This window comes from Brachyspira murdochii DSM 12563, assembly GCF_000092845.1.
Classification (GTDB): domain Bacteria; phylum Spirochaetota; class Brachyspiria; order Brachyspirales; family Brachyspiraceae; genus Brachyspira; species Brachyspira murdochii.
This window is the reverse complement of sequence record NC_014150.1, coordinates 1,502,950-1,527,971: the sequence shown is the minus strand read 5'-3', so window position 1 is coordinate 1,527,971 and position 25,022 is coordinate 1,502,950. Positions and strand designations below refer to the sequence as shown.

Below are 25,022 nucleotides of genomic sequence, written 5' to 3'. Positions count from 1 at the left end.
TAATAAAAAACGGAGTGTAAAAATGATTTGTGATATATGTAAAAAAAATATAAATGATGATGAGATATTGGAAGGACAAATAAATATTAAATATAAAGATAAAGATGGTATAGAAAAAGAGAAAGAAAAAGAAGGTAAACTTTGTATATCATGCTTAGAAGGTTTATCAAAGTATATGGGTATTCCAATAACGATTGTTTGTGAATATGAGGAGTAATTTATGCTGAAAGGTATTTTTATTAAAAAATATTTAATAAATATAAACTGTATATCAAATATTTATTTTGATGAAAATAAAAAGAGCATAAGGATATTTACTTTAGATAGCGGATTGCCTACAACAATAGAATGTGATTCAGAAGATGAATATAATAAATATTATAATGTTCTAAGCTCATTATTTGATATAGTAGAGATATAAAAAATGATTAAAGCGATTATTAATTATAATGATGTAAATGATGAGTTCAGAAGAATGAATGATATTCTAGGAATATTAAAATATAAATACAAAAATATTAATGTTAGTTATAAAAAAGTAAAAAAGAAAAATGAATTATTTTTAACTATAAATAATGAGAGATTGGAGTGTCATCATAGTTTGGGGTTTTATATGCAGGCAATAGAAAATATATTGAATAAGGTTATAAAATGATGGTTTATCAAATAGGTTCTATAAGTTTTGGAATATTTAGTGTTATATGTATTTTTATTAGTATAACATCAAAAAATGATATAGCTAAGGCTTTCTATTTACTTTGTTTCTTTTTATCAAATATTGCTTCTTTACTTTGTGATATATTAATAAAGCTAAACTTTTAAGCAATGAAATAGGTATAGTAAAATGAAAAAAATAAAAAAAATAACACATTCGGATCTATGCTGTCTTACAGCTAAATATTTTTTGGAAAGTATTGCTTTGATAGAATATAAATGTTTATTAGTGAAGGAAAATCCTGATGTATTAATATTTGATAACTATTCAAATACAACTCTTTATGAAATAAAAACAGATATAAAAGATTTTAGAAGGGATTTATTAAAACCACATAGGATAGTTTATAAATTAGATAGTAAAATGCGTATAGAAACTTTTAAATCTTCTATAGGTACAAATAGATATTATGTATGTCCTGAAGGATTAATAAAAAAAGAGGACTTACCCTATCGGATGGGGATTAATATGGTATTATGATAATGGTAATTTTAAAATACAGAAAAAAAGCGGTGCATTCAAAATTGATAAAGGACTTGAAAACAGGCTTTTAATTAATACTATAAAAAGAATTAAGCATGGCAAATGCAGCAATATTTTAATTAGGGATTATATAGAATATGAATAACATTAATTAATATGGAGTGAAATATAATGAGCGATCATAACATTGTAACATTAATAGGAAGGCTAACTGCTGACCCGCAGCGAAAATATACACAAGGAGGAATGGAAATTGCTGAGTTTTCTATAGCAAACAATTATTATGTAATTACAAAAAATACTACAGAAGTAAATTATTTTGATATAGTAGCTTTTGGAAAATTAGCAGAAACAGTAAGTAAATATCTTATAAAAGGAAAGCAAGTTTTAATATGCGGAACACTAAGGCAGGAAAGATGGCAGGATAAAAATACAAACACTACTAAATCTAAAGTGAGAATAATTATGCAGTCAATGCAGATGCTTGCTGATAAAAAAGATGTGAATAATGCAGTAGAAAATAATAGTCAGGAAGATGATGCCGATAGGCACCTACTCGGTGAGGAGGTACCGTTTTAATAATACATAGTTATAAAAGTTTATATTCTTTTTATTAAATGAAGGCTTTTGTCTTTAATTTAATAAAAAGGTATAAACATGGCTTCTAAAAGCAATAATAAATTAATAGTACAAAACAATAATAATATAATAACAGAAAAACAAGCGGAACTTCTCATTAAGCAAGCTAACTACTTAAATATACTTGACTATATGAAAGAAGAGCAGCTTATTAAACAGATAGATTATGAAATAGAAAAAGAAAACTTTTTTAAGCAATGTTCAAAAACAAAAAGCAATCACACAAAAAGACAATATAGAAACGGACTTAATAAACTAGAGGAATACTGCAAAATGAATAAGAAAAATATTTTATTTATTAAAGCAAGAGAAGCTGATGATTTTATAACGGAAGTCAATTCAAGTGAACTTTCTAATTTAAGTATACGTGCATTAGTTTCTTCATGTTCCTCTTTCTTTTCTTTTTTAGAGAGAAGATATCCGTTTATGAAAAATCCTTTTCGAGGTACAAAAACTCGTCCGCCTGTGAAGAACAAAAAAAGACTTGAAGTCCCAACTAAAAAAGAAATTGAATTAATAATTAAAGATATAGCAGATCCTCTTATAAAAGTGGCCATCATTTTTATAATGGAATGCGGAGTACGTGTTGGTGCTTTACCTAAACTAGAAATAAGAAATAACAAATATTATTCATATTCAAAAGGCAAGGAAATAAGCTGGAAAGTTACAGATAAAGTTATTAAATTATTGGCTAAAGCCCGCAGAGCGAAACAGAATAATCTTTCTTTTAATAATCCTTTCAAAAATAAAAGTTCTGAAGTGATAAGAAACATTTTTTATAGAAGTTCAAAGCGTTTATATCAGCAAGGTAAAATAAAAGCTGCATATTCTATACATGATATAAGGCATTATTTTGCTGTTACTTTATACAAACAAACCAAAGATATAGAACTCATTAGACAGGCATTAAATCATAGCAGTATAGCTATAACAGGAATATACTTAAAAAGTTTGGAGGTAGAATAATGAAAAAAAGATTAGTAGTTTGCAGATTTAATTATAAAGAATATAAGCTATTAAAAAGATTAGCTAAAGAAAATAATATGAGCGTACGTAAGTATATTAAAAAACTTATTTTAGATTATATCAATTAGATACAGTGTTGCGATAATTTATGTTATCGCAACTATATAATAATACTACACAAAGCTTACGCAGAGGTATTATTATTCGTAATGAAACAATTTATTCTCTATTATTGTAGGTATAGATATTTCAAAATTTCCTATTTTTAATTTCTTAGTTATTATTTTAATTCTATCTTCATAAAAAGAATTTGAGCTCATAAAATATATTTCAAAGTTATTAGAAAATTCCATCTTCAGTATTATATAAGTTTTTAGCTATTTCATGTTTTTCTCTAGTACTTAAGTCATACTTGATAAATCCTTCTTTACCAACATTAATATATTTACGAAGCATATTTATATCTATAATATAAACTCCAGATCTTTCTGTTCCAGAAAATAAACTATAATTTGTTATAACACATTTAATAATTTTTTTATTTTGAAATGAAATTTTTTTATTTTGAAATTTTTTATTATTTTTTATTAAAAATGTAGTTTTTCTTATTATTTGATCAACCGCTTTATTAATAATAGTTTCATATCTTTGTATTAACTGTGAATTAAATGGATATCTAATACATTTAATTTCAGCTACTATAATTGTATTTTTTGTTTCTAATATAAAATCTATTTCCTCCATCTCTTTTTTAGAAATTTTATATTTACCATGATCTATTTTATAAAAAAATTTTTTTTCAGATAATAGAAGTGTAATTTCATCTACGACAAATTTTTCAAATAGATTTCCTTTTTTATCTTTAAAACAAGTTGTTTTATTATTCATATATTCATCTACAATAAATATAATATTGCCATATTTTATAGGTGTAATTAATAAATGATAAAAATCACCATTTTTTATTAAAGGTTTATTCCAAAAACTAGATTTATTATCATAAGTTAAATATTCTATTATATCATCACAAATATTACTATCTAAATTAGTTATTTTTGTACAATATTCAGATAGTAATTTTTTATTTATTTTAAATAAATAAAAATTGATATTATGCTTTGTATCAGTTATATAATTTGATACATTGTATAGTATATAATCTAATGCAATAAACACTCTGAAAAAATTTAGTGCCATATCATTATAATTTTTATCATAGTAATAATGGTATATTACTAAACTATTTATATATAATTTCATTCTACCTTCTATATACATATTTTTTACCGACTTTTTTTCTATATCAAAAAATATTTCACCAGTCATTTCGTTTATTTTTAAATTTTCTATGTATATGTTATCAAAATAATATATTTTCAAGTTATGAGTATTCATTAGAGAAGATATTAATTTTTCATTAACCTTCAATAAATTAATATATTTTAATATATGAAACTTATCTTTATATTCTATTTTATATTTATAAATACTAACTTCAGATAAAAATGCATTTTCAAAACATATATATTCATAAATAGTTTTTAAAATTAAAAATTTATTATTTTCTCTTACTAGATCAATATTCATATAATTGATAGTAGATGATATTATTTCCTTATTGTTAGTTATATACTTAAATAATTTAAAATTAAAGTCTAAAAGATCTACAGTAGTGTCAATAATATCATTACATGAAAAATAATTATTTTCTAATTTTATATTACTATTTGTCATAGATACCATATTTAATTCTTTTTCATTTTCTAATTTATTTCTATACTGCATAGTGATATCTATGCTATCAGAATTAGCAATTGCTATAAAACTTAAAAATAGACTACTTAATTGTTCATCTGAATATATGTTAGTTATATTTTTTAATTCTTTACAAAAATTAGAGTAACTTTTTTCATTGATAATAATGAATATTAATAAATTTAATTCTTTAATACTAATTTCATTTGTATCTTTAAAAAGCTCTAAAATATTTTCTATACTAGAATCTTTATTAAATATGTTATAATCATATGCTAATTTTGTAATAAGTTTTTCATATTCCATAATGTATTCCCAAAATATTTATTTTATATTAATATATAATTAATAATTATTTTTTCACATTTAACTTCAATTTAATATTATTGAAGTTTATTTCAGGGATATTTTTTTTTCAATATTATTTAATATATAATTATCTTTAACTTTTATTTCATTACTCATATAAGTTAATTTATCTCTATTTTCTTTTTATTAATCAGCCCAGTTCATTACCCATATTTCAATATTTCCTGTTTTATATAATGGTTCATTATTGCTTATATATATTGCATCATCTTCATTAATACTTGAACCTATTAATATGATTTTAAAATTTACATTTTGTTTACTTATACTACTGGATTTTGATATCTCAGATCCATATCTTTTTACTTGTTCAATTTCTTTATTACCCAATTTAACACTAGGTCTCTTTAATTCTACAACTAATACCTCATGTTTTTTATTAAATTTAAAGTCTGAATAAAAGAATAAATCTGTTATTTTTGTTATATTATCATCTGATTTTATTTCATCAAACTCTTCACAATTATTTTTCATAATATTTGCTCGTAATCGTTCTAAATTTTTTCCTAAATTAGTATCACTTTCTATTATAGCACTACTATAAATATATTGTTCTCCAAATATCCATAAATTTTTCTCTAGTACTTTATGTAACTGTTTACGTTCTAATATATATTTAGATATATCATCACTATAATTAATTTCATGTAAAAAATCTAAAAATGCCATTTTATTAGCAACATTATCAGAAAAAGTTATAACTTCATCTAATTCTGTTTTATCTATTAATTCTTCAAATTGTTTGATGTGTTCTTTTTTTAGCGTATTAATACTATTAATTATTTTTTTTAAATTTGGATTATCTAAACAACCATCTAATAATGGATAAATAATTTTCATCAAATCTTTATTATTAGATGACAATAATTTATATTTATCTTCTATAGAATACGCTATTTGTATAAATGCTATTTCTTTACTTTTAGATGAACTAATATTGTTTTTATATGGATAGTTATCATTTTTTATTAGTTTATCTCTAAAATTAAAATATTCTTCATAATTATTTAAGAAAAAATTTTTGATATCTGTTTCTATTTGATTTAAAAAATTTTTTACATCAATATTCATATCCTTTAAATCTATATTTTCAAATGATTCTACATTTTTATCTATGTATTCAGAATCCACATATATATGCCAACTAACTTCCGATTTTTCTTTATAAGGTATATCCATTTCTATATCAAAATAATTTAATATATTTTTTATATTGTTATTTTCAGTTCTTATACAAAGTACTTTTTCTTCTTTCTTTTTTTTAGACTTATGTTCTATAACATCATATTCTATTGAATAATCGTTATATTGTCTTTCAAATTTGTTTCTATCCAACTGATAGTTTTTAGTATCAATTTTTATACCATTTACAAAAAATTGAATATTTTTATCTAACATTTCTATAGGATACATAGTAAATAATGATAAACCTATATTTTCTGTTTTTAATGCATCACAAATTTTATGTTTTCTACTGTTATAATTTTCATAATCTTTAGTAAATATGTCTCTTACTTCTATAAAAAAATATGTATCCTTTTTTGAATTAAAAATATAACTTTCAAGTTCTACTTCTTTATCTATATATCCATTTTGAAGTTCATTTAAATTTAATGTACATGATGTCTTTGTATAATTATTTAAAATTTTATCATAAGAAACTGTTTCAAAATAAGCAGTTTTACCAAATTGAAAGACTGAAAATCTTCCTGTTCCTTTTCCTTTAGGTTTTATGTCTGTAGCTATTTCTAATATTTTCTTTTGAAAATCACTAAGAGATACACCTTCTCCATCGTCTTTTATTGATAAAGAAGTTATACTATCTTTTATCATTTCACCTTCAGAATCAGATGTCATATTTATTTCTATATTATTTGCAGATGCTTGAATAGAATTATTTATAAGTTCACATAAAGCTAAAAAAGTATTGCTTTTATCTACTAAAGAATTTGTTATTAATCTTCCATTTACTTTTATTAATTTACTTTCTTTTTTTACATACATAATGAATTCCAATACGATAACCTTTATTATCGCAACACCTAATATATATAAATTATTTATTTGTTATATTTTAAATTTCTCCAAAGCACATTTTCTAGCATATTGTCCTATGCTCATTCCTTCTTTTTTTGCGGCTTCTTCAAGCATTTTATTTTCTTCTTCATTTAATCTAAAAGATATTCTATAGCTAGGCTTTTTATCCTTATCATCTTTCTTTTTTCTGCCAGCTCCAATTCTAGCACCACCATGAGTATTTTTTTTATTATCCATTAATTACCTCTTTTAAATAAAAGAACTAAAACTGCTATATTAAGTGATAATGATACTAAAGATAATATTGCATTTATAGTTGTTAACATCTTGACAACTCCTATATTATATATATAATAATAACTATGGAAGTCAGGAGCCAAGTCGGCAAACTCAGCTCCCTTTCGTAAGCTAATAAAAATTATTTTTTAATCTTTATCAGCTTAACCACAATTACGATAAGGGTCATTATATCAATAATTGTAGCTATGAAAGTTAAGACTTCCATAATTATTTCCTCCTTTTATCTAGGATTAATTATATTATAGCATATCTTGAAAAAATGTCAACTATTTTTCAATTAAAATTAATAACTTTTTTTCTTTAACAAAATTATAAGTGATTTATATTTGCTTGGCGGGGGGTGGGGAAAATCTCTACAGGCTTTCAATCGGTGCAACGAGTGGGGAGTCTTTTGTGCATGGCGATAATTTTTTTATTAGGGGGTACTTATAAAATTAGTGATATTATTATAATGTAAAAACGCCTTCAGTTTCATAAATACTTTTAGTATCTTCAAAATGATTTTTAATCACTCTATGAAGAGCCATAATGGAGGCTACAACACCATCTATTCTTTTATATGATCTTCTTCTGTCAGGTTTTACAGGCAAATAATTATCCCTCCCATCCGTTTTTACTTCACAGCAGCTTATCATCCAATTAAGAACTGCATTATTACCATGAAGGAGTTTTCGTTCATCTATAGTTTTTTCAAATAAAGAAGTTCCTTCAGATAAACCGCCGACTGCAAAAGATTGCCTAACCTGTTCCATTTTGAAGCCCTCACTTTCTAAGTGTGTTACTATTTCAATAGCTTTCCAAGGGTCATAAGCTATTTCTATAATTTCAAAATCTTTCGCATCATTTAGTATTGAGGATTCTATAACATCAAAATCTATTATATCACCGCTTGTTAAAGTAATTAAACCTTGCGAAGCCCATAATTCATAAGGCACTCTGTCTTCTTTAGAACGCTGCCTTATATTTTCTTTAGGCATAAAGAAGCGAGGCAGAAGTATATACGGACCATTATCAATAGAATCAAAACATAAAACATAAGCTGCTATATCTCTTGTAGTTGCTAAATCCAAACCGATGCAGGCTTTCCTGCCTTTTAATTCATTTATATTTATATTTTGATGTGAATAAGATTTAATCCATCTGTCAGAAGATATCCAAACTTCACTAGCCTGTGTCCAAACATTCAAGTTTTTTGTAAGTATATCAGTTCTTTGAATAGGTTTATCTAGCCCTTCTAAAAGCCTAGATTTGAGATAACTGTCTTTTACAGAAACATTTATATTAGGATTAGCTTGAAAAATAATTTTATTTATTAATTCTTCCTGCTTAGAAACATCTTCATTTTTATTTAATTTTTCTTTATATTCGGACATAAATACCCAAATATCATTGATGTTGTCAGGCTCATATATTATTGTAAAGTATTCATCATTATTTAATGAACCTTTTAATATTTGCTTTGCATATTCATATTCAGAAAAACACACTGAAGATTTATCAAAACCAGCAGTAGTAATTATAAATACAAGCGGCTGCCTTCTAGCTCCCATTCCAGATTCAAGAACATTTAGTAGTTCATTATCAGGATGTGCATGGTACTCATCTACTATCACTAAATGAGGATTTAATCCGTCTTCAGTGTTGCTGTCCTGTCCAAGCGGTTTGGATTTTGATGCAGTATCTTTTTTCTTTGTAATTGTAGAAGTTTGTTTATATGTAATCGCTTCTTTATTAAGAGCTTTTGCTTTTCTTATTTGCCTTTCGCTTTCGCTCCATGCAATTTTCGCTTGATCTTTTTTAGTAGCTATATAATATATTTCAACTCCAGCCTCTGCAGGACTGTCGCAGAAAAAACAATAATTACCAATGCCAGATGCAAAAGTAGTTTTTCCATTTTTCCTGCTCACTTGAACGTATGCTTTTTTGTAACGTCTGAGTTTATTTTCCTTTCTTCTCCATCCGAATATACTTGCTATTATAAACTGTTCCCAAGGCTCTAGTATAATATTATGATTTGCCCATTCTCCTTTTGTATGTACTAAAGATTGTATAAACATGATAGGACGTTTAGCTTCATTATCATCAAAATAAAAAGGATAATCATTATTTTTTGATTTTTCTATATCGTCCAAATGCCTTTTTACAGATAAAAAAGCAGCTTGACACACTGGCAATTCTTTATTTATAACTTTATTGATATATTCTTCATAGGTATACATTATATTATTTAACCATTTATCATTTTTTCAAGCGGATCATCCTCTTCTATAGTTTCAGGATATGGTACTTTCTTTTTTGAAGCAGGAGTTAAACCAAACTCGGTAAGCATTTTTGTATATGCCGTTATAGCTTTATGATAAGCTAAATATTCTCCCATAGTCTGAGAGTTTTTACCTGATAAATAACCAGCTATAGAACCTCCTTCATTAATCATAGCCTCATAAAGATTCATAGCATCGCCGTAATGAAGACATAAAAGCTCAAAAGCTGATATGTCAGCAGGTCCGAGCATATTTTTTTCGGCAAAGATAGGTGCAAGTTCTTTCCATTTTTTTATAGAATATTTATTAAAATAATTAGGAGGAGCTTGTATTTTATATCTTTTTTTATCATTTTTATTTTGCATAATAGACTCCATTAAAAAATAATGCTCATTAAATAGTAATGAATATAATAATTTATGACTATAAATACATTAAAAAAATAGGAAATATAAAATAAAACTTATATTTCCTTATATTTTTTTTATATATATATGTCTGTAATAAAAAATATAAGGAATTATATAAAAAAATGGCTGTTTCCTGATTTCAGCTATATTGACAGCAGTAATTTTTTATCAATTCAAAATGATAAAACTTTATCAGCAGTCAATCCAAATACTGCTTTAACTTTCTCTACAGTATTTGCATGCGTGAGAGTTATTGCTGAAACAATAGCTACTTTACCGCTTTTTGTATATAAAGTAAATGGAAATAATAAAATAAAAGCTAAAGATCATTCTTTATATAGATTATTGCATGACGCTCCTAATGAAGAATGCACATCAGTATCATTTATAGAAAGTCTAATCACTCAAATACTTCTTCAAGGCAACGGCTTTGTAGAAGTAGTAAGGGATAATTTCAACAGAGTAACAGAACTTTATCTAATAGATTCAAATAAGATTAAAATATATAGAGATTCAAACGGCAATAAAATGTTTGAATATTCAGATGATGGAGAAATAATTACTTTATCTCCGTCTCAAGTTATGCATATAGCAGGACTTGGATGGAACGGAGTGATAGGATACAGTCCAATAGCTATGATGCGTAAGCAAATAACTACTGGACTTTATCAGGATAATTTTGCATTAGATTTCTTTTCTAATGGTGTTAAAAAAGTTCCAATTATTTCGCATCCGCAACAATTAAGCAAAGAAGCCAAACAAAATCTCAAAGAAAGTTTCAGAGATGCTTGGGAAAAAGGTATTGTTGTTCTTGAAGAAGGAATGAAAATAGACCCTATCACAATGAACTTGTCAGATGCACAGTTTTTAGAAAGCAGAAGATTTTCAGTAGAGGAAATATGCCGAGTGTTCCGTGTACCTCCACATTTAATTGGTGATTTAAGCAGGAGTACAAATAATAATATAGAACATCAAAGTATAGAGTTTGTAACGCACACAATAAGACCGTGGTGCGTTCGTATAGAAAAAGCATTGAATGGCTATTTATTAAATAATTTAGAAAGAAAAAAATATAATATAGAGTTTAATTTAGACGGACTTTTGAGAGGCGATACTCTTACAAGGCAGCAGGCTAACCAAATAAAATTAAATAATGGTGTTCTCACTAGAAATGAATGGCGGATACTGGAAAACCTTAACGAAGTAGATGATGAATACGGAGATGAGTATTTCGTTTCTCAGCAAATAAGACCAATAAAAACAGTTTATGAAACTTCAGAAAATGAGAGCAATCAAGACTTTAATATAAATAATAATGAAAATAAAAAATTAGAAGAGGAATATAAAGATGCCAGCAAGTAATAATGAAATTAGAAGTATAGATATTAATATTCAAAAAAGTACAGACACAGAAGGTGAGCCTCTTAAATTAAGAGGCTATGCTATTGTATATAATTCTTTAAGTGAGCCTCTCTATGGAGATTTATTTAGAGAGCGTATAAACAGAGGAGCTTTCACTAAATCATTATTAGAAAATGATCAAGTATGTTTATGGGGGACATGATACAAGATATGTTCTAGGCAGAAAGAGTTCTGGCACATTAATTTTAAGAGAAGATGAAAAAGGGTTATATTTTGAAGTTTCTATGCCAAATACTACTTGGGCAAGAGATTTGAAAGAAAGCGTGGACAGAGGCGATATAAAGCAGATGTCTTTCGGATTCAAAGTAGTGAGAGATAATTGGATTGATGATAAAGAAACATTAAAAGAATACGGAATGCCTATACGTGAAGTAGAAGAAATCACTTTGCATGAAATATCATTAGTAACATTTCCAGCTTATCCTCAAACGAATGTTAGGCATAAAAATGAAGATGTATATATTCCACCGAGTAGGTGCCTATCGGCAAAACCGCCTGATAAATCTATACCTATAGAGAATGATGATTTTGATTATAGAAATAAAGAATATGAACAAAAAATAAAATATCTAAAAATAAAAAATAAATAATAATAAGGAGTATCAAATTATGTCACCAGAAGAATTGAGAGCTTTAATAGAAAAACTAAAAAATGAAAATGCTTTAGATTTACAATCTATTGATGAACTTATGCAAAAAAGACAAGCATATTCTGCTATGAGTATTGAAGAGAGAGAAAATAAAAAAGAAGATATATCAAAACTAGATAATGATATAGATACTTTAATGAAGAATATAGAAAATAGAAATAAGGAAATAGAGAGAAATGATAAACTTCTATCACTTCAAACTAAATCTTCTATGAATAAAAGAAATTTAGCTGATAATTTGGACAATTCATCTGCTGATGATAACGAAGCTGAATTAAGAGCTAAAGTTGACAGATGGTTTAGATCAGGCAATGATAAAGAAATAAGAGAAACACTTCAGGCAGGCGTTGCCGAAGGCGGCGGATATACTATAGCACCTCAGTATCTAGTAAAGCAAATTATAAAAGACTTAGATGATGCAGTACAGATAAGAAAAAGAGCAAATATCATTCCTGCTATGAACGGATATGCAAGCATAGGAATACCTACACTTGACAGTGATTTAAATGATCTTGATTGGACAGCAGAAATCGCAGAAGTTACAGAAGATACAAATATGTCTTTTGGAAAAAGAGAAATGAAGGCTAATCAATTAACTAAGTTAGTTAAACTTAGTAAAAGATTAATAAAGCAAAGCAACATAGATATTCAAGGTTTAGTTGAGGAGAGAATAGTATATAAATTGGCTTCTACATTAGAGCATAATTATTTATATGGAAATGGACAGGATAAACCTCTAGGTATATTTGCTCAAACTTCAGATAATACAGCAGCTATTCCAACTGACAGAGATATAAAAGTAGGAACTGCAAGTGCTGCTATAACTTATGATGGTTTAGTAGATGCAGTAAGCGGATTGAAAGGCGGATATCAAAACGGAGCGGTATGGATGCTTAATAAAAAAGCAGTTGCTGCTTTAAGAAAATTAAAAGATAAGCAGGACCGTCCTATTTGGCAGGAAAGTTTAATAGCGGGACAGCCTAGTATTTTACTTGGTATACCAGTTGTGCAAAATGACTTTATAGAAGATAAGCTGGAAGCTACAAAATATTTTGGGTTCTTAGCAAACTTAAAATATTATTGGATTTTTGACAGCTTGTCTATGGAACTTCAAGTTTTGCATGAGTTATACAGCAAAACAAATCAGGTAGGTTTCCAAGTAGGATATTGGGGAGACGGTGCCCCTATTCAAAAATCAGCATTTGTAAGATTACTTCCAAATGATCAAGCGTATGCAGCTTAATAATTTTTAATAAGGCTTTTATATATGAGCAGTGATACTGAAGATATTAATAGTATAGACATTGATGTCAGAAAAGTAGTCGAAGAAGGTGATGATGACGAAGAAAAGCAAGCGGAAAGCCCGCCGAGTGATACTAATCACTCGGGATTGTCGGGGCTTGTAGCGAGCGAAGATAATAAAGTAGTTACTTTGTCAGAGTTCAAAAAGTTTCTAAACTTAGAAGGCATTGACTATGATGATGATATACTGCATCTGACTTTAGACAGTGCAATCGGCTATTGTAATAAAGCTAATGAAATAGAATACAAAAGAGCCGATTGTCCTCCTGAAGTTAGGTATGCTATTCTTGGACTTGCTGCTCATTATTTTGAAAGCAAAACAGGAGAAGCCAGTCAAAGTGAGGAAGTTGCTTTGAAAGGTGTTCATAGATTATTGGCCATTGCAAGGGAAAAGTTTACTCTATAGGAGATGAGCCAAGCCAGCGAATAAGTTTACTTATTCGCTTTTATTAGGCGAGGCGAATATAACAATAATGAAAGTTGGAAAATTAATTCATACTATAACTTTTTATAGAACAAAGTATATAGATAATGGAAACGGAACAGGAAGTAATGAATTAATAGAATTAAGAAAAGTAAAATGCTCTATTGAAGATATAACATATAAAGATATACAGCAGGGTAAAAGAAAAGATTTAACAAGAACTTTGAAAGTACATACTCATTATTTCAAAGAGTTTGATACCAAAGGAATGATGGCCAAAATAAACCGTGAAAATGATATCTATGAAGTCATTAATATGGAGAATGTTTCATATAAAAATATAGAATGCATATTTACAATAAAGAAATTAGTAAATAATAAAAAAGCTGACAATAGAGAGTAATATGTCTGAAAAAAATAAAGTAACTCTTACAGGGTTTGATGAGTTCAGGAAAACTTTAGAAGAGTTAGGAATTGATTTTAAGAATGAAGTAAAAAAAGCCTCATTAAAAGAAGCTAGAAGAATAGCAAAAGAAGCTAATGCAAAAGCAAAAAGCAGAGGCTGGACTTTTGATAAATATTTTACTGTAAAAGAAACAAGAATAAACAAAAAGAGTAATACTGAAAGCAATGTTAAGATTACTACAATTAGCGGAAAAAGAGGCACAGCACCTGAGAAAAATAAAATAAAATGGTATAAAGAGCAAGGCGATAGGTATTATGCTTTTTTTAATGAATATGGAAATAAATATAAAAATGAAGTGCCTTTGTTAATACCTCTATTTGAATCAAACAGAGAGAATATAGAAGAGGCAGTCAAAAGTGCTTTGAATATAGTAATACAAAAAGCTAATAATAAATAGAGTTTATAAATATGCATAGAGTAATTTATCAATTATTAAAAAGTCTTACTCAAGAAGATAAAAAAACGGCAGGTGTTTATTTGGATTTTGTTGAGGACAGCAATGTAGATAATGATAAAAGCTATATAGTTTATTCTCTTCAAAGTTCAAATCCTAAATATGAGTTTGAATATTCAAGAGATATTTATCAAGTTAGTGTTTATTCTACAAGTTTAGAACATGCATTAACTCTTCAGAAAAAAATAGGTAAGTATTTTAATAGTTTGAAAAAAAAGATAGATAATATTGAGATATGCGGCTGTGATATAAGCAATGAAAGCCCATTCTCGTATAGATAATGCATATCAGACAATGACAATAATAGAAATATTATATAAATATTAATATAAAGCTAGCATAATAACAATAAGGAGATATTATGAGTCAAACAAGTGTGCAAGAAAAAAAAAACAATAAGATACGGAAGTGCCAAAGTTTTGATAGGAGATAGATTTGATAAACTTATAAATATAGGAGCAGCACGCAGTGTTGCTGTAAAAGAAACTATAACTACATCAGATATAGAAAGCGACAATGCAGGAACTATAGCTACTTTAGTGACAGAACATAAAATGGAATTAACTCTTGACAGTTTAGAAATTAATTTCAAAAACTATGCTGAGGCAAGAGGCGGTATAGATAATATAGACAGCTATGATGGTAAAACAGAAGTTACAAAACAGTATATAGTAGAATCAGATACATATAAAAGAGGTGAAGAAATAAAAGTTCCATTTAGAAATGCAGACGGAAGCGAAGTAACAATAACTAAAGTAGAAAAGAAAAACTCTATGGGAAATATTCGCATAGAAGAATCAAGCTACGAAAAAATAGGAACTAATGGAATAAAAATTACAGATACTAAAATATCTCCTAGCACAGATACTTTAATTATTACATATACTAGAACTATGCCTAAAATGGTACGCATGGCAACAGGAGGAAAAAGTTCTACAATCAAACCTAAATGCATAATGATAGTTAATACTAATGCTGAGAGTAAAGAATTAAGAATATATTTACCGCAGGCTTCAATAGCAGGCGGCTTAGAGTTTAGCTTCCCTTCTGATAAAGCACAGGATGTGTTGGTAGGGAAATTAAGTTTCTCAGCGACTTTAGCAGGCAGTCAGCAAAGCGGAGAGCAGCTTGCATGGTATGAAGATGAACAGTCTGTAGGTAAAGATGAAGAAGAAATAAAAGATACAGAAGAGGAAACATCAGATACAGAAAGTGAACCTAATGTTCCATTAACTTTAGAAAGTGATAAACCAAATGTAGATATAAGAGCAGATGGAAATGATACTGTAGCATTAACTTCAAATGCTGACGAGATAACACATACAGTAGAGCCTCCAGATCAGCAGTTTTTTGATGTGAGCTATGAAGCTGAAACTAAAACTTTCACTATTACAGGAAAGGCAGAAGGTACAGCTACATTAAAAATCACAGCTAAAAAAGCAGGCAGTGAAGATATTACTAAAGATATATCTATTAATATACAAGCGGTTCCAGAAGCTTTAACTTTAGAAAGTGATAAACCAAATGTAGATATAAGAGCAGATGAAAATGATACTGTAGTATTAACTTCAAATGCTGACGAGATAACACATACAGTAGAGCCTCCAGACCAGCAGTTTTTTGATGTGAGCTATGAAGCTGAAACTAAAACTTTCACTATCACAGGAAAGGCAGAAGGTACAGCTACATTAAAAATCACAGCTAAAAAAACAGGCAGTGAAGATATTGTAAAAGATATAGAAGTAAATATAAATGCAAATATATAAGGATCTGAAATATGGCAGATATAGAAATTGTAGATTTAGAAGAGTTTAGTAATAAAAAAGCAGTTTATGCCAAACTTGGCAAATACAAGATAAATGTTAATGATATACCTGTGGGCTTGGCATTAAAAATAAGTGATTATAGCCAGTCTATAGCAGAGAAAGGTTTTCTTGATTCACAGACTGTGATAGAAGATATAGTAATTCCTCTTATACAAAGACAGGATAAAAATACCTGCCGAGAAGATATATTAGAAGATTTTAATTATGATCAGCTTATAAAAATATTCAGAATGATAATGGACGGCTTTTATAAAGCAGGAATTGATGCTCCTAATGAGGATAAAAAAAAAGAAAACTAATAAAAATAGAATTAATAAAGTTATTTGCACATTTAGCTAATAGCTATGGGTGGACAGAAGACTGTATGATGGAGATGAGTTTGCAAAGACTTCTGCTCTATTATACAGCTTCTTTAAATTTGCCTTATATTATAGAAGTAGAAGAGAAAACTAAATCAAACAATTCTTCATCTGAAATAAAACAGGGAAATAAAACTATAAAAAAAGAAAGACAAGGTTTATGGGAAATAGAAACTATTACGGTAAATAATTAGCAATAATAAAAAAGGAATAAAAAACGAAAAAAAGCCAAATCGATAATTTATTATCGATTTTCTCAAAGGCTTTTTTGAGTTTAGCAATAATGAGTAAATTAAATGTATATATTAATGCAGATGCTTCTCAAGCTATTGAGGCATTTGGAAAACTTAAAGATAAAACAACAGACTTAGAAAAAGGCTTTGATAAAATAGGAAAATCTTTTGACAAGTTCGGTTCTTTAGCTACTAAAAGTTTAACTGTGCCAATAGCAGCAGGGACAACAGCTTTTGCATTAGCTACTAAAAAAGCTACTGATTTTGATAATGGAATGCGTGAGGTTCTTACTCTTCTTCCTAAATTAAGCAATGAAGGTTTTGAAAAATTAAAAAATGAAACTTTAGCGTTTAGTAAAGAAATAGGCAAACTTCCAGAAGAAACAACTAAAGCTCTTTATCAAGCACTTTCTGCAGGAGTTCCACGTGAAAATGTATTTGAGTTCTTAAAAACGGCAGGCGAAGCTGCTATTGCAGGTGTTGCTGAATTAGAAACTTCAGTTGACGGACTTACTTCTGTTACTAATGCTTATGGAACAGAAGTTCTTAATACTAATAGAGCTTCAGACATAATGTTTCAAACACTGAAGCTAGGAAAAACAGACTTTACTCAGTTATCAAAATCTTTATTTAATGTTATTCCTACCGCTTCAGCTTTAGGAGTGAAGTTTGAAGATATAGGAGCTGCTATTGCTGTAATGACTGCACAAGGAACTCCTACTTCTGTTGCAACAACACAGATTCGTCAGGCTTTAGTAGAACTTAATAAAGAAGGAAGCATTACAGATATAGCATTTAGAGAAATAGCAGGAAAAAGCTTTAAAGAGTTTATAGAGCAAGGAGGAACTTTACAGGAAGCTCTTCAAATGCTTGCTGAAAAAGCTGATAAAAGCGGAAAAGATATTTCTAGTATGTTCAGCAGTGTTGAGGCAGCAAATGCTGGTTTAGCTTTATCTGGAAAGAATGCAGATAAGTTTAAAGATGCTTTAGATCAGATGAATAATTCGGCAGGAGCTACAGCTGAGGCATTCAAAAAAATAGATGACGGTCCAGCAAGACAGTTTGAAAAAATGAAAGCAGAGCTTAGTGCTTTAGTAGTAGAGCTTGGAAATAGTTTACTTCCTGTTGTTAATGAAGATTTACTTCCTGTTATGCAAGATAAAATAGTACCTATAGCTGAAAAAATGATTCTTACTATTATATCTTTAATAAAAACATTCAGCGACTTGCCAGCACCTTTGCAGGCAGTAAGTGTAGGCTTTGTTGCTTTAGCAGCAGGCTTTGGTCCTGCATTAAAAGGTATAGTAGGACTTTCAAAAGGAATAACAGAAGCTAAGAAAACTATAAAAGATTTTAAAAATGCGGTATCTACATTAAAGACAGCCGCAAGCTCTATTCAAGGATTAAGTACAGCTTGGAAAGCATTAAATACAGTAATGATTGCAAGTCCTGTTGGTATTATAACAGCTTTAACCGTAGGACTTGGTGCTTTAGCAGTAAAAGCATATAAATTAAATCAGGAATATAAAGCATTAATAGATACTTCAAACCAATTAGCTAACAGCACAAAAGAATTAAATGATAATTCTTTTAAAGATGTAGGTTTATTTGAAGAGTATCAAAAACTAGCTAGTGCCAAAGAGTTAGATGCAGCAGCTACTGAAAGATTAAACCAAGTAACTGATAAACTTACTAGACTATATCCTAATTTAAAAACTGTAGTTTTAGACGGAATTACATATATAGATTCTGCTACTATGAAGTTAGAAGACTATAGAACGGCAGAAGAAAGTATACAAATACAAACTATAGAAACAAAAATAAAAGAATTAGAAGAAAAGAGCAAAATATATAATACTGCTGTTGAAAACTTAAGAAGTTCTTTATATGCATCTGGTATGGGAGAAAGCCAAGCCAATGATGAGATATTAAAGAGTTCTGATTATGAAAAATTATCAGAAGTAGAAAATACATTAAATACATTAGAAAAACAAAGAAATGACTTAAATCAAAGCATGCATTTAAGACAGTCTCTAACTAGAGATGGAATAGATTTAGAGACTAAAGAAAAAGAAGCTAATGAAAAGAGCATTAATGCAATAAAAGGTAAATCTGATGCTGTAAAAGATAAAACAAAAACTTATGAAGATTATTTAGCTTTACTAAAAAAAGCAGAGGCAGAGGAAAATCGCAGAGTAAGCAATCTTCGTAATATGGGAGCTGAAATCAGTGATGCTGAGGCTTTAGAAGCTAAAAAAGACAAAGTAGGTGCTATACTCACAGAAATGAGTACGGTACTAAACTTAAATGCTAATCAAATAAAATATTTAAGTGATAATTACGGCTACGCATTAGACAGTATCAAAACTGACAGATTTTCTGAATTAGTAAAAGAAATAGAAAATAGTATATCCGCTTATGAAAGAGGCGTTTCTGTTGCTGAAGAGTTCGGCGATAAAGTAAGCGAAGCTGAACAGCAGGGACAGAAAAGTGAAATAGTAAGAAGCGGAATAGAAAGCATAACTAATGAATTAGAACTTACAACTGAACAGGTAGAAATATTAAAAGAGAAGTTCGGCGAACTTTGGAAAACACCTACTCAAAGTTTTTCAGATTATTTTAGTGCGAATTGGCTTCAAATGCTTAATGACACTATAGGATATACAAATGATTTTTATTCTGCTATACAGGAAATGCAAATACAGGCTATAGAGTTTGAAATAGAAAAAAATGAGGAAAGAAAAGAGGCAGCATTAGAAGCGATAGAAGAAGAAAAAAATGCAAGGCTTGAAGCTATAGGAATAATGGAGGACTCGCAAAAGCAGAGTTTATTAAATGAAATAAAACAATTACAGAATAGGCAAAAAGTTGCTTTAGGACTTTATGAGCAGGAGAGAATAAAAGCTGAACTTGAAGAGAAACAAAAAGAACTAGCTAAAATACAAATAGAAGAAGAAGCCAAAGCTAAGCAGATGGAAGTAGAGAAAAACTATAATAATGATAAGATGAAGCTAGAATATAATTCGCAAATGGAAAGCTGGAAAATGTCTTTAGTTCAGGCGTCAGCTTCTATGGCACAGGCAGCCATAAGTGCATTGGCATCAGCTATGAGTGCTGGTCCTTTTCCAATGCCTTTAATAGCCTATGCAACTTTAGCAGGAATTATTGCAGGCGGTGCTGTTAATTTGGCGACATTATCTCAAGCTAAACCGAGTGAACCTAAATACTTGGCAAAAGGCGGACTTGTAGAGAGAAGAAACGGAGGAATTAATGCTGTAATCGGAGAGGGTGCAAACGATGAAGCGGTTATACCTCTTGAAGATAGAATACTATCAAAAATAGGAAGTCAGATTTTTGAAGCTGCTAAAAATAATGATGGAATATATGAAGTAAATACACAGTCAGAAACTATATTCAATCAGCCTGTTTATTTAATGCTTGACGGAAAGATAGTTGCAAGCACTATGCTCAATTTAAGTAAACGAGGCGTTAAGGTAGTATCACAAAGGGGAATATTATGAGGCTATTATGGAATAATATTTTTAATAATTTTGAATATACTTTCTCTAGTGAATATGATTTTTTCCCTATTTCTAATATGTTTAATTATCAAACTCTTGAAGTTGGAAAGTTTGCAAGTGAAAGCGAAGGAAGTTTAACACTATCAGGAAACGGCATTATAAATGAAATAGCAGTATTTAATACAAATGCTCAAAAAATAAAATTAGAAATAACAAATATTAATAATGATCTGCTTACATATAATATTAATATAATAAATAAACAAGCTATTCATAATATAGCTGCTGTAGAGTTTATAAAAGTCAAAATAACTTTTATCAAAGATGAAGATGGCAATATGATTGAATGCGGATATTTAATAATAGGTGAAGGAGTAGATTTTCCTCCTCATGATAAAAGTAAAACGCATACTATAAATTATACTCGTAATCAATATTTTTCTTTAACAGGTCATTATTTTTATAGAAAACTACCTGTTAAAAGCTATGATACTTGGAAAGTATCTTTTCCATATCTGACTAATGATGACAGAGAAAAAATCATTAACTTTTTTGATATTAGTAATTTTGAACCTTTTGTACTTCAAGTATGGATAGAAGAAACAATAAGTCCTGATGAGATTTTAGAATCAGAAATAGAAACAGCAAAATATAATATAAGCAAATATGGATTATCTAAATATGCAAGTAAAACAAACACTATTACAAAAACAATAGAAAATCAAAATACATCTAAGCATACAACTATTATAAAAGATAATACATCATCTAAAGTTAAATATTATATGAAGTCTGGACTTTATGTATGTACTAATGAAGAGATAGCTTTTAAGAAAGGAAAGAATGATTTATATCAGTATTCTACAGAGCTTACATTTAGAGAGGTGAAATAATGTTTGAACTTGTTTATGAGCCTTCTAGCATACCTCTTACTATTGAAGATGGATATAAAAGACAGAATGAATTATTAAAACATACAAGATTTCTGCATACTGCATTTGAGGGTACAAAAATAGATTTCTCTAATAAAAGCAGTATGCCGTTTATACGGAAAGGTTCTGTATGTATGTTTTGCTATTCAATATATGAAGCTAAAAAGCATATTATATTGAAAGACAATACAAATAATGACAGTAATAAATATATATTATTAAAATTAATTAATAATGGTAAAAACTTAGATGCACAAATAGTAAGCAGTTTAGACTGCTATTATAATGAAGAGCTTGGCGGTTTTTATTTAATCAATAATGAAGGAATAAGTAAATATATTCCATTAGTAATAACAAAAAATGGAACTTATGAAATAGATTATTTTGATATGTATAATAATGAGGTATATTAGTCATGAGTAATATTTTTACACTTATAAAAGAACCTGAAGAAAATCCAAGTAATTTACTAGACAGCTATAGACAGCAGAATATTATTATGCAGAAAATGCGTATTCTTCATACTGCTTTTGACGGCATAAAATTAAATCATTGGAATGATACAGACAGAGAATTGCCTGACATTTTAGCAGGAAGCATTTGCGAGTTTGAAGGCAGATTATTTGAAACAATTGAAAATATACAATTATCTGATAATACAACTGATAGTAATAAAGATTTAAGATATATAAAACTTGTTATTCATAGAGATAATGAAGATAGTAATAATGATTATTTAACAGCAGAAATAGCATCAGGAAGCAGTAAAGAAAGTGAAGATTTTCCAGCTTATGATTATGAAAACAGAGGTTTTTATGTCAAAGATAATAATAATATTGTAACATCAAAATATTTAAGATTATCAATGAAATATGATACTAGTTTAGGCGGATATGTTGAAAAGAAATATTGGAATATTAATGACTTTCAAAGAAAAGGATTGACATTAAAAAGAAAAACAGTGAGCTTTGGAGCAGGAGAACATGAGTTTGACTTTCCAAGCGATGTTAATAGTATTACTGTGCATATATGTTCAGGCGGAGGAGGTGCTGGTATGACAATATTAGAAACAGGCGATAATGGTTATCATAATGCTACAAATGGGGGCAATTCTCAAGTATTAATAAATGATATAGCAATAACAACCTGCACAGGAGGAGGCGGCGGAAAAATGACAGGATTAACTCAAGGTTCAGGATTAGCAGGTCAATCTAGCGGACAAGGTAAATTATATCAAGGATCAAATGGTAATAATGGAAAACCTGGTCAAGGCGGTATTTTAAAAAGTCAATGTTTAGCAAGCGGAGGAAATGGCGGTAATGGGATAGTACATAATGTAGGTAACAATGGGTCAATAGGAGGCGGTTCTGGTTCAGCTGCTACAGTAGATATAAATAGAGATATGATAGGAGCTTATTCTAAAATTAAAATTATTGTAGGATCTGGAGGTGTTAGCGGATATATGGATGGTAATCCAACAAGAATGAATAATGGCGAAAATGGTTCAGCAGTTATAGAGTATATGCAGAAATAGTAGGTTTATAAAATGCTTAAGAGTTTTGCTAATATTATAGAGCTTGATATTTCTAGTCCTGATACTAGATTAATATTTGCACCTTTCGGAGGTGTATGGACTGCAAGTATTAATGAAATATACTCATTATACAGCAGTTCTTATTTTAATGAATTATTTAATATTCAAGAAGATGAATTATATAATTTATATAATATTGGCTCTGTAAGTGTGGATAATGACAGAGGATATATAGAAGTATTTTCTTTAGAAGCTCTTTATAAACAGAATAAATCTTATTATCAATATAAAAAAGATAATATTAATTATATAGCCGTGCATTTTAATAACTTTGAAACTCCTTACAGTAAAAAGAATATTATTATAAATATTAAAAAATTATTCTCCACACGTGAATGGGACACCTGCCCACCTTCGGTGCTTGATAGTAATAATAGTTTAATTACTGAATTAAATAATATGTATGTAGAGCCTAGAGTGGAGGAAATAGATACAGCGGATATAGAAGGCGATTCACTTGCATTTGATACTATTCAAACAAATGAAATGTCTGTTACTTTAAGAAATGATGACGGACTTTTTGATGATTTTTCTAATTTATACGGCAATAGATTTTTGGTAAGACAAATATTTGATGGAAGTGATTTTTTAGATTCCAAAATTATATTCTCTGGTTTTATTCAAAAACCTGAATATTCTTTTTTAGAAACTATAACGATAACAGCATCTGATATAAGAGCTTCTTTTTCTACTGAGCTTCCTAAAAATGTTTTCAGTGAAAAAGAATATTCAGATTTAAAGAACTTCCCTGAGAATGTGCAAAGCGGAGAAGATATTATTGACACATGCAGAACTTTAGCAGCAGGACATGGTATTACAGTAAAATTAAAGCCTATAAAATATTATACTCCAAGCATACTAAATCCTGATTTGATTCCTGAAGTAGTTTTTGAAATATGCGACACTTCAAGGAATGCTATAGAAAGTATTGTTAATAGAAATGATCCGCTTGATGACAATAAATTAAAACCTCATATATATTTTATAGAAACACCAGAGAGTGAAAATGAAATAATAGAACGTGAAAATGGTACTATTATAAGCGGAGAATTGGAGATATTTATTCCAGAGTTTAAAGATTATCAAGACGGAAACGGAGAGCAAAGAGTATGGACTTTAGATAAAGAAAGAGGACAGTTAATTTTTAGAGGAAAAAACCAAGTACATTCTATAACAGATACTAATGATAATTTATATGAGATATATGCAGAAATAGATATACCTCCTTATAAATCTTTAACTTTAATGCGTGAGATTTTAGAAGATTATGAAAACATAGCATACATAAAAGAAAATTATAATATAGAAAATTGGCAGATTGAAGAAGAACGTTCAAGAGAAATAACAGTTCTTCTTGATAATGATAATAAAAAGACTACACTTGATTTAATAGGAGAACTTTCTTTTTTAGAACAAGGAAGATTAGAAATAGACAACAATAAAATAGATTTTATCAGTACAAGATTTCGCAGCAATGAAGCTAAATATAAAATAAAACAGTACTGCATGGGCAGAGTTGATAAAACAGTAGAAAGTGATGAGTATTTATCAAGCTTAAGTATTAAATATGATTTATTAAAGTCAACATACAAAAATACTGACTTTGAAGAGGAAGCTAAAAAAAGACATAGAATAAATGCTCATGAAGAGTTTGAAACTTTATTAAAAAGAAAAGAAGATGCAGTGAGCTTATCTAATGAAATAATGAAAAGCAGATATTTATTAAAAGAGTATTATACATTTGAATATTATGAAACTTTAGATTTTCTAAAGCTATTTGATATAGTAGAGATAGAATATAAAAGAGAAGATGGAAGTTATTATATAAAGCCTTGTAAGTGTGAAATACTTAAACTTAATATATTTGACAATATTATAAAATTAAGACAATTATAGGGGGTAGA

27 protein-coding genes and 1 pseudogene are annotated in these 25,022 nt (G+C 28.3%); 23 read left to right on the top strand and 5 right to left on the bottom strand.

The window, feature by feature from the left end; genetic code table 11:
• The first annotated feature begins 22 nt into the window (after positions 1-22).
• The 8 genes from BMUR_RS06660 to BMUR_RS15180 all read left to right on the top strand — a co-directional run bounded on the left by BMUR_RS06660 (position 23) and on the right by BMUR_RS15180 (position 2,931).
• Positions 23-217 (top strand): hypothetical protein, encoded by a 195-nt coding sequence (locus BMUR_RS06660; protein ID WP_013113836.1) that lies wholly within the window; start codon positions 23-25, stop codon positions 215-217.
• Between the two features lie 3 nt (positions 218-220).
• Positions 221-421, top strand: coding sequence for a hypothetical protein (locus BMUR_RS06655; protein ID WP_013113835.1), 201 nt, complete (start codon positions 221-223; stop codon positions 419-421).
• Between the two features lie 3 nt (positions 422-424).
• Positions 425-655: a hypothetical protein gene (locus tag BMUR_RS06650; RefSeq protein ID WP_013113834.1), complete on the top strand. Its 231-nt coding sequence runs from the start codon at positions 425-427 to the stop codon at positions 653-655.
• Positions 652-822 carry a hypothetical protein gene (locus tag BMUR_RS06645; protein ID WP_013113833.1) on the top strand — a complete coding sequence of 57 codons (171 nt, stop codon included), beginning with the start codon at positions 652-654 and terminating at the stop codon, positions 820-822. Before BMUR_RS06650 ends, BMUR_RS06645 begins: the two co-directional genes overlap by 4 nt.
• Positions 823-844: 22 nt before the next feature.
• Entirely contained in the window at positions 845-1,195 is a 351-nt protein-coding gene (locus BMUR_RS06640) for a hypothetical protein (protein WP_013113832.1), read from the top strand.
• 174 nt (positions 1,196-1,369) lie between these two features.
• A complete protein-coding gene (locus BMUR_RS06635) occupies positions 1,370-1,777 on the top strand; it encodes a single-stranded DNA-binding protein (RefSeq protein WP_013113831.1) in 408 nt (135 codons plus the stop codon).
• Positions 1,778-1,855: 78 nt separating this feature from the next.
• Positions 1,856-2,803: a tyrosine-type recombinase/integrase gene (locus tag BMUR_RS06630; protein ID WP_013113830.1), complete on the top strand. Its 948-nt coding sequence runs from the start codon at positions 1,856-1,858 to the stop codon at positions 2,801-2,803.
• Positions 2,803-2,931, top strand: coding sequence for a hypothetical protein (locus tag BMUR_RS15180; protein WP_008729085.1), 129 nt, complete (start codon positions 2,803-2,805; stop codon positions 2,929-2,931). The genes BMUR_RS06630 and BMUR_RS15180 overlap by 1 nt, the downstream gene beginning before the upstream one ends.
• A 211-nt stretch (positions 2,932-3,142) precedes the next feature.
• Here the strand turns inward: BMUR_RS15180 and BMUR_RS06625 are convergent, their stop codons facing one another.
• The 5 genes from BMUR_RS06625 to BMUR_RS06605 form a co-directional block, all read right to left on the bottom strand.
• The gene (locus tag BMUR_RS06625) at positions 3,143-4,864 is read right to left on the bottom strand and encodes an NERD domain-containing protein (RefSeq protein ID WP_013113829.1); all 1,722 of its coding nucleotides are present in this window, start codon (positions 4,862-4,864) and stop codon (positions 3,143-3,145) included.
• A 189-nt stretch (positions 4,865-5,053) separates the two neighbouring features.
• Positions 5,054-6,931, bottom strand: coding sequence for an ATP-binding protein (locus tag BMUR_RS06620; protein ID WP_013113828.1), 1,878 nt, complete (start codon positions 6,929-6,931; stop codon positions 5,054-5,056).
• Positions 6,932-6,994: 63 nt separating this feature from the next.
• A complete protein-coding gene (locus BMUR_RS06615; RefSeq protein ID WP_013113827.1) occupies positions 6,995-7,201 on the bottom strand; it encodes a DUF6290 family protein in 207 nt (68 codons plus the stop codon).
• Between the two features lie 509 nt (positions 7,202-7,710).
• The gene (locus BMUR_RS06610) at positions 7,711-9,483 is read right to left on the bottom strand and encodes a terminase large subunit (protein WP_013113826.1); all 1,773 of its coding nucleotides are present in this window, start codon (positions 9,481-9,483) and stop codon (positions 7,711-7,713) included.
• An 8-nt stretch (positions 9,484-9,491) separates the two neighbouring features.
• On the bottom strand, positions 9,492-9,890 hold the full coding sequence (locus BMUR_RS06605) for a P27 family phage terminase small subunit (protein ID WP_013113825.1): 399 nt from the start codon (positions 9,888-9,890) through the stop codon (positions 9,492-9,494).
• Between the two features lie 129 nt (positions 9,891-10,019).
• Here BMUR_RS06605 and BMUR_RS06600 point away from each other — a divergent pair, with 129 nt between their 5' ends.
• The 15 genes and pseudogenes from BMUR_RS06600 to BMUR_RS06530 all read left to right on the top strand — a co-directional run bounded on the left by BMUR_RS06600 (position 10,020) and on the right by BMUR_RS06530 (position 25,014).
• Positions 10,020-11,297, top strand: a complete 1,278-nt coding sequence (locus BMUR_RS06600) for a phage portal protein (RefSeq protein ID WP_013113824.1) — start codon at positions 10,020-10,022, stop codon at positions 11,295-11,297.
• A pseudogene (locus tag BMUR_RS06595) lies at positions 11,284-11,947 on the top strand (HK97 family phage prohead protease). Before BMUR_RS06600 ends, BMUR_RS06595 begins: the two are co-directional and overlap by 14 nt.
• A 19-nt stretch (positions 11,948-11,966) precedes the next feature.
• Positions 11,967-13,250, top strand: coding sequence for a phage major capsid protein (locus BMUR_RS06590; protein ID WP_013113823.1), 1,284 nt, complete (start codon positions 11,967-11,969; stop codon positions 13,248-13,250).
• Positions 13,251-13,274: 24 nt separating this feature from the next.
• Positions 13,275-13,715, top strand: a complete 441-nt coding sequence (locus BMUR_RS06585; protein WP_013113822.1) for a head-tail connector protein — start codon at positions 13,275-13,277, stop codon at positions 13,713-13,715.
• Positions 13,716-13,782: 67 nt separating this feature from the next.
• Positions 13,783-14,136, top strand: a complete 354-nt coding sequence (locus BMUR_RS06580; protein ID WP_008730219.1) for a phage head completion protein — start codon at positions 13,783-13,785, stop codon at positions 14,134-14,136.
• Position 14,137: 1 nt separating this feature from the next.
• Positions 14,138-14,596, top strand: coding sequence for a hypothetical protein (locus BMUR_RS06575; protein ID WP_008730217.1), 459 nt, complete (start codon positions 14,138-14,140; stop codon positions 14,594-14,596).
• Between the two features lie 11 nt (positions 14,597-14,607).
• A complete protein-coding gene (locus BMUR_RS06570; RefSeq protein WP_013113821.1) occupies positions 14,608-14,934 on the top strand; it encodes a hypothetical protein in 327 nt (108 codons plus the stop codon).
• Between the two features lie 93 nt (positions 14,935-15,027).
• On the top strand, positions 15,028-16,419 hold the full coding sequence (locus BMUR_RS06565) for a hypothetical protein (RefSeq protein WP_013113820.1): 1,392 nt from the start codon (positions 15,028-15,030) through the stop codon (positions 16,417-16,419).
• An 11-nt stretch (positions 16,420-16,430) separates the two neighbouring features.
• Positions 16,431-16,778, top strand: a complete 348-nt coding sequence (locus BMUR_RS06560; RefSeq protein ID WP_013113819.1) for a hypothetical protein — start codon at positions 16,431-16,433, stop codon at positions 16,776-16,778.
• Between the two features lie 65 nt (positions 16,779-16,843).
• Complete coding sequence (locus BMUR_RS06555; protein WP_013113818.1) at positions 16,844-17,032, top strand: hypothetical protein; 189 nt, start codon at positions 16,844-16,846, stop codon at positions 17,030-17,032.
• An 89-nt stretch (positions 17,033-17,121) separates the two neighbouring features.
• Entirely contained in the window at positions 17,122-20,592 is a 3,471-nt protein-coding gene (locus tag BMUR_RS06550; RefSeq protein WP_013113817.1) for a phage tail tape measure protein, read from the top strand.
• Entirely contained in the window at positions 20,589-21,485 is an 897-nt protein-coding gene (locus BMUR_RS06545; protein ID WP_013113816.1) for a hypothetical protein, read from the top strand. Before BMUR_RS06550 ends, BMUR_RS06545 begins: the two co-directional genes overlap by 4 nt.
• Positions 21,485-21,937 (top strand): hypothetical protein, encoded by a 453-nt coding sequence (locus BMUR_RS06540; protein ID WP_013113815.1) that lies wholly within the window; start codon positions 21,485-21,487, stop codon positions 21,935-21,937. Before BMUR_RS06545 ends, BMUR_RS06540 begins: the two co-directional genes overlap by 1 nt.
• Before the next feature lie 11 nt (positions 21,938-21,948).
• Positions 21,949-23,058, top strand: coding sequence for a hypothetical protein (locus BMUR_RS06535; protein ID WP_041750081.1), 1,110 nt, complete (start codon positions 21,949-21,951; stop codon positions 23,056-23,058).
• Positions 23,059-23,070: 12 nt separating this feature from the next.
• Entirely contained in the window at positions 23,071-25,014 is a 1,944-nt protein-coding gene (locus BMUR_RS06530; protein ID WP_013113813.1) for a hypothetical protein, read from the top strand.
• Positions 25,015-25,022: the final 8 nt, after the last annotated feature.

Excerpts from the sequence above, each read along its gene's own strand:
- BMUR_RS06660 (WP_013113836.1), top strand. The coding sequence starts at position 23 with ATGATTTGTGATATATGTAAAAAAAATATAAATGATGATGAGATATTG.
- BMUR_RS06655 (WP_013113835.1), top strand. The coding sequence starts at position 221 with ATGCTGAAAGGTATTTTTATTAAAAAATATTTAATAAATATAAACTGT.
- BMUR_RS06650 (WP_013113834.1), top strand. The coding sequence starts at position 425 with ATGATTAAAGCGATTATTAATTATAATGATGTAAATGATGAGTTCAGA.
- BMUR_RS06645 (WP_013113833.1), top strand. The coding sequence starts at position 652 with ATGATGGTTTATCAAATAGGTTCTATAAGTTTTGGAATATTTAGTGTT.
- BMUR_RS06640 (WP_013113832.1), top strand. The coding sequence starts at position 845 with ATGAAAAAAATAAAAAAAATAACACATTCGGATCTATGCTGTCTTACA.
- BMUR_RS06635 (WP_013113831.1), top strand. The coding sequence starts at position 1,370 with ATGAGCGATCATAACATTGTAACATTAATAGGAAGGCTAACTGCTGAC.
- BMUR_RS06630 (WP_013113830.1), top strand. The coding sequence starts at position 1,856 with ATGGCTTCTAAAAGCAATAATAAATTAATAGTACAAAACAATAATAAT.
- BMUR_RS15180 (WP_008729085.1), top strand. The coding sequence starts at position 2,803 with ATGAAAAAAAGATTAGTAGTTTGCAGATTTAATTATAAAGAATATAAG.
- BMUR_RS06625 (WP_013113829.1), bottom strand. The coding sequence starts at position 4,864 with ATGGAATATGAAAAACTTATTACAAAATTAGCATATGATTATAACATA.
- BMUR_RS06620 (WP_013113828.1), bottom strand. The coding sequence starts at position 6,931 with ATGTATGTAAAAAAAGAAAGTAAATTAATAAAAGTAAATGGAAGATTA.
- BMUR_RS06615 (WP_013113827.1), bottom strand. The coding sequence starts at position 7,201 with ATGGATAATAAAAAAAATACTCATGGTGGTGCTAGAATTGGAGCTGGC.
- BMUR_RS06610 (WP_013113826.1), bottom strand. The coding sequence starts at position 9,483 with ATGTATACCTATGAAGAATATATCAATAAAGTTATAAATAAAGAATTG.
- BMUR_RS06605 (WP_013113825.1), bottom strand. The coding sequence starts at position 9,890 with ATGCAAAATAAAAATGATAAAAAAAGATATAAAATACAAGCTCCTCCT.
- BMUR_RS06600 (WP_013113824.1), top strand. The coding sequence starts at position 10,020 with ATGTCTGTAATAAAAAATATAAGGAATTATATAAAAAAATGGCTGTTT.
- BMUR_RS06590 (WP_013113823.1), top strand. The coding sequence starts at position 11,967 with ATGTCACCAGAAGAATTGAGAGCTTTAATAGAAAAACTAAAAAATGAA.
- BMUR_RS06585 (WP_013113822.1), top strand. The coding sequence starts at position 13,275 with ATGAGCAGTGATACTGAAGATATTAATAGTATAGACATTGATGTCAGA.
- BMUR_RS06580 (WP_008730219.1), top strand. The coding sequence starts at position 13,783 with ATGAAAGTTGGAAAATTAATTCATACTATAACTTTTTATAGAACAAAG.
- BMUR_RS06575 (WP_008730217.1), top strand. The coding sequence starts at position 14,138 with ATGTCTGAAAAAAATAAAGTAACTCTTACAGGGTTTGATGAGTTCAGG.
- BMUR_RS06570 (WP_013113821.1), top strand. The coding sequence starts at position 14,608 with ATGCATAGAGTAATTTATCAATTATTAAAAAGTCTTACTCAAGAAGAT.
- BMUR_RS06560 (WP_013113819.1), top strand. The coding sequence starts at position 16,431 with ATGGCAGATATAGAAATTGTAGATTTAGAAGAGTTTAGTAATAAAAAA.
- BMUR_RS06555 (WP_013113818.1), top strand. The coding sequence starts at position 16,844 with ATGATGGAGATGAGTTTGCAAAGACTTCTGCTCTATTATACAGCTTCT.
- BMUR_RS06550 (WP_013113817.1), top strand. The coding sequence starts at position 17,122 with ATGAGTAAATTAAATGTATATATTAATGCAGATGCTTCTCAAGCTATT.
- BMUR_RS06545 (WP_013113816.1), top strand. The coding sequence starts at position 20,589 with ATGAGGCTATTATGGAATAATATTTTTAATAATTTTGAATATACTTTC.
- BMUR_RS06540 (WP_013113815.1), top strand. The coding sequence starts at position 21,485 with ATGTTTGAACTTGTTTATGAGCCTTCTAGCATACCTCTTACTATTGAA.
- BMUR_RS06530 (WP_013113813.1), top strand. The coding sequence starts at position 23,071 with ATGCTTAAGAGTTTTGCTAATATTATAGAGCTTGATATTTCTAGTCCT.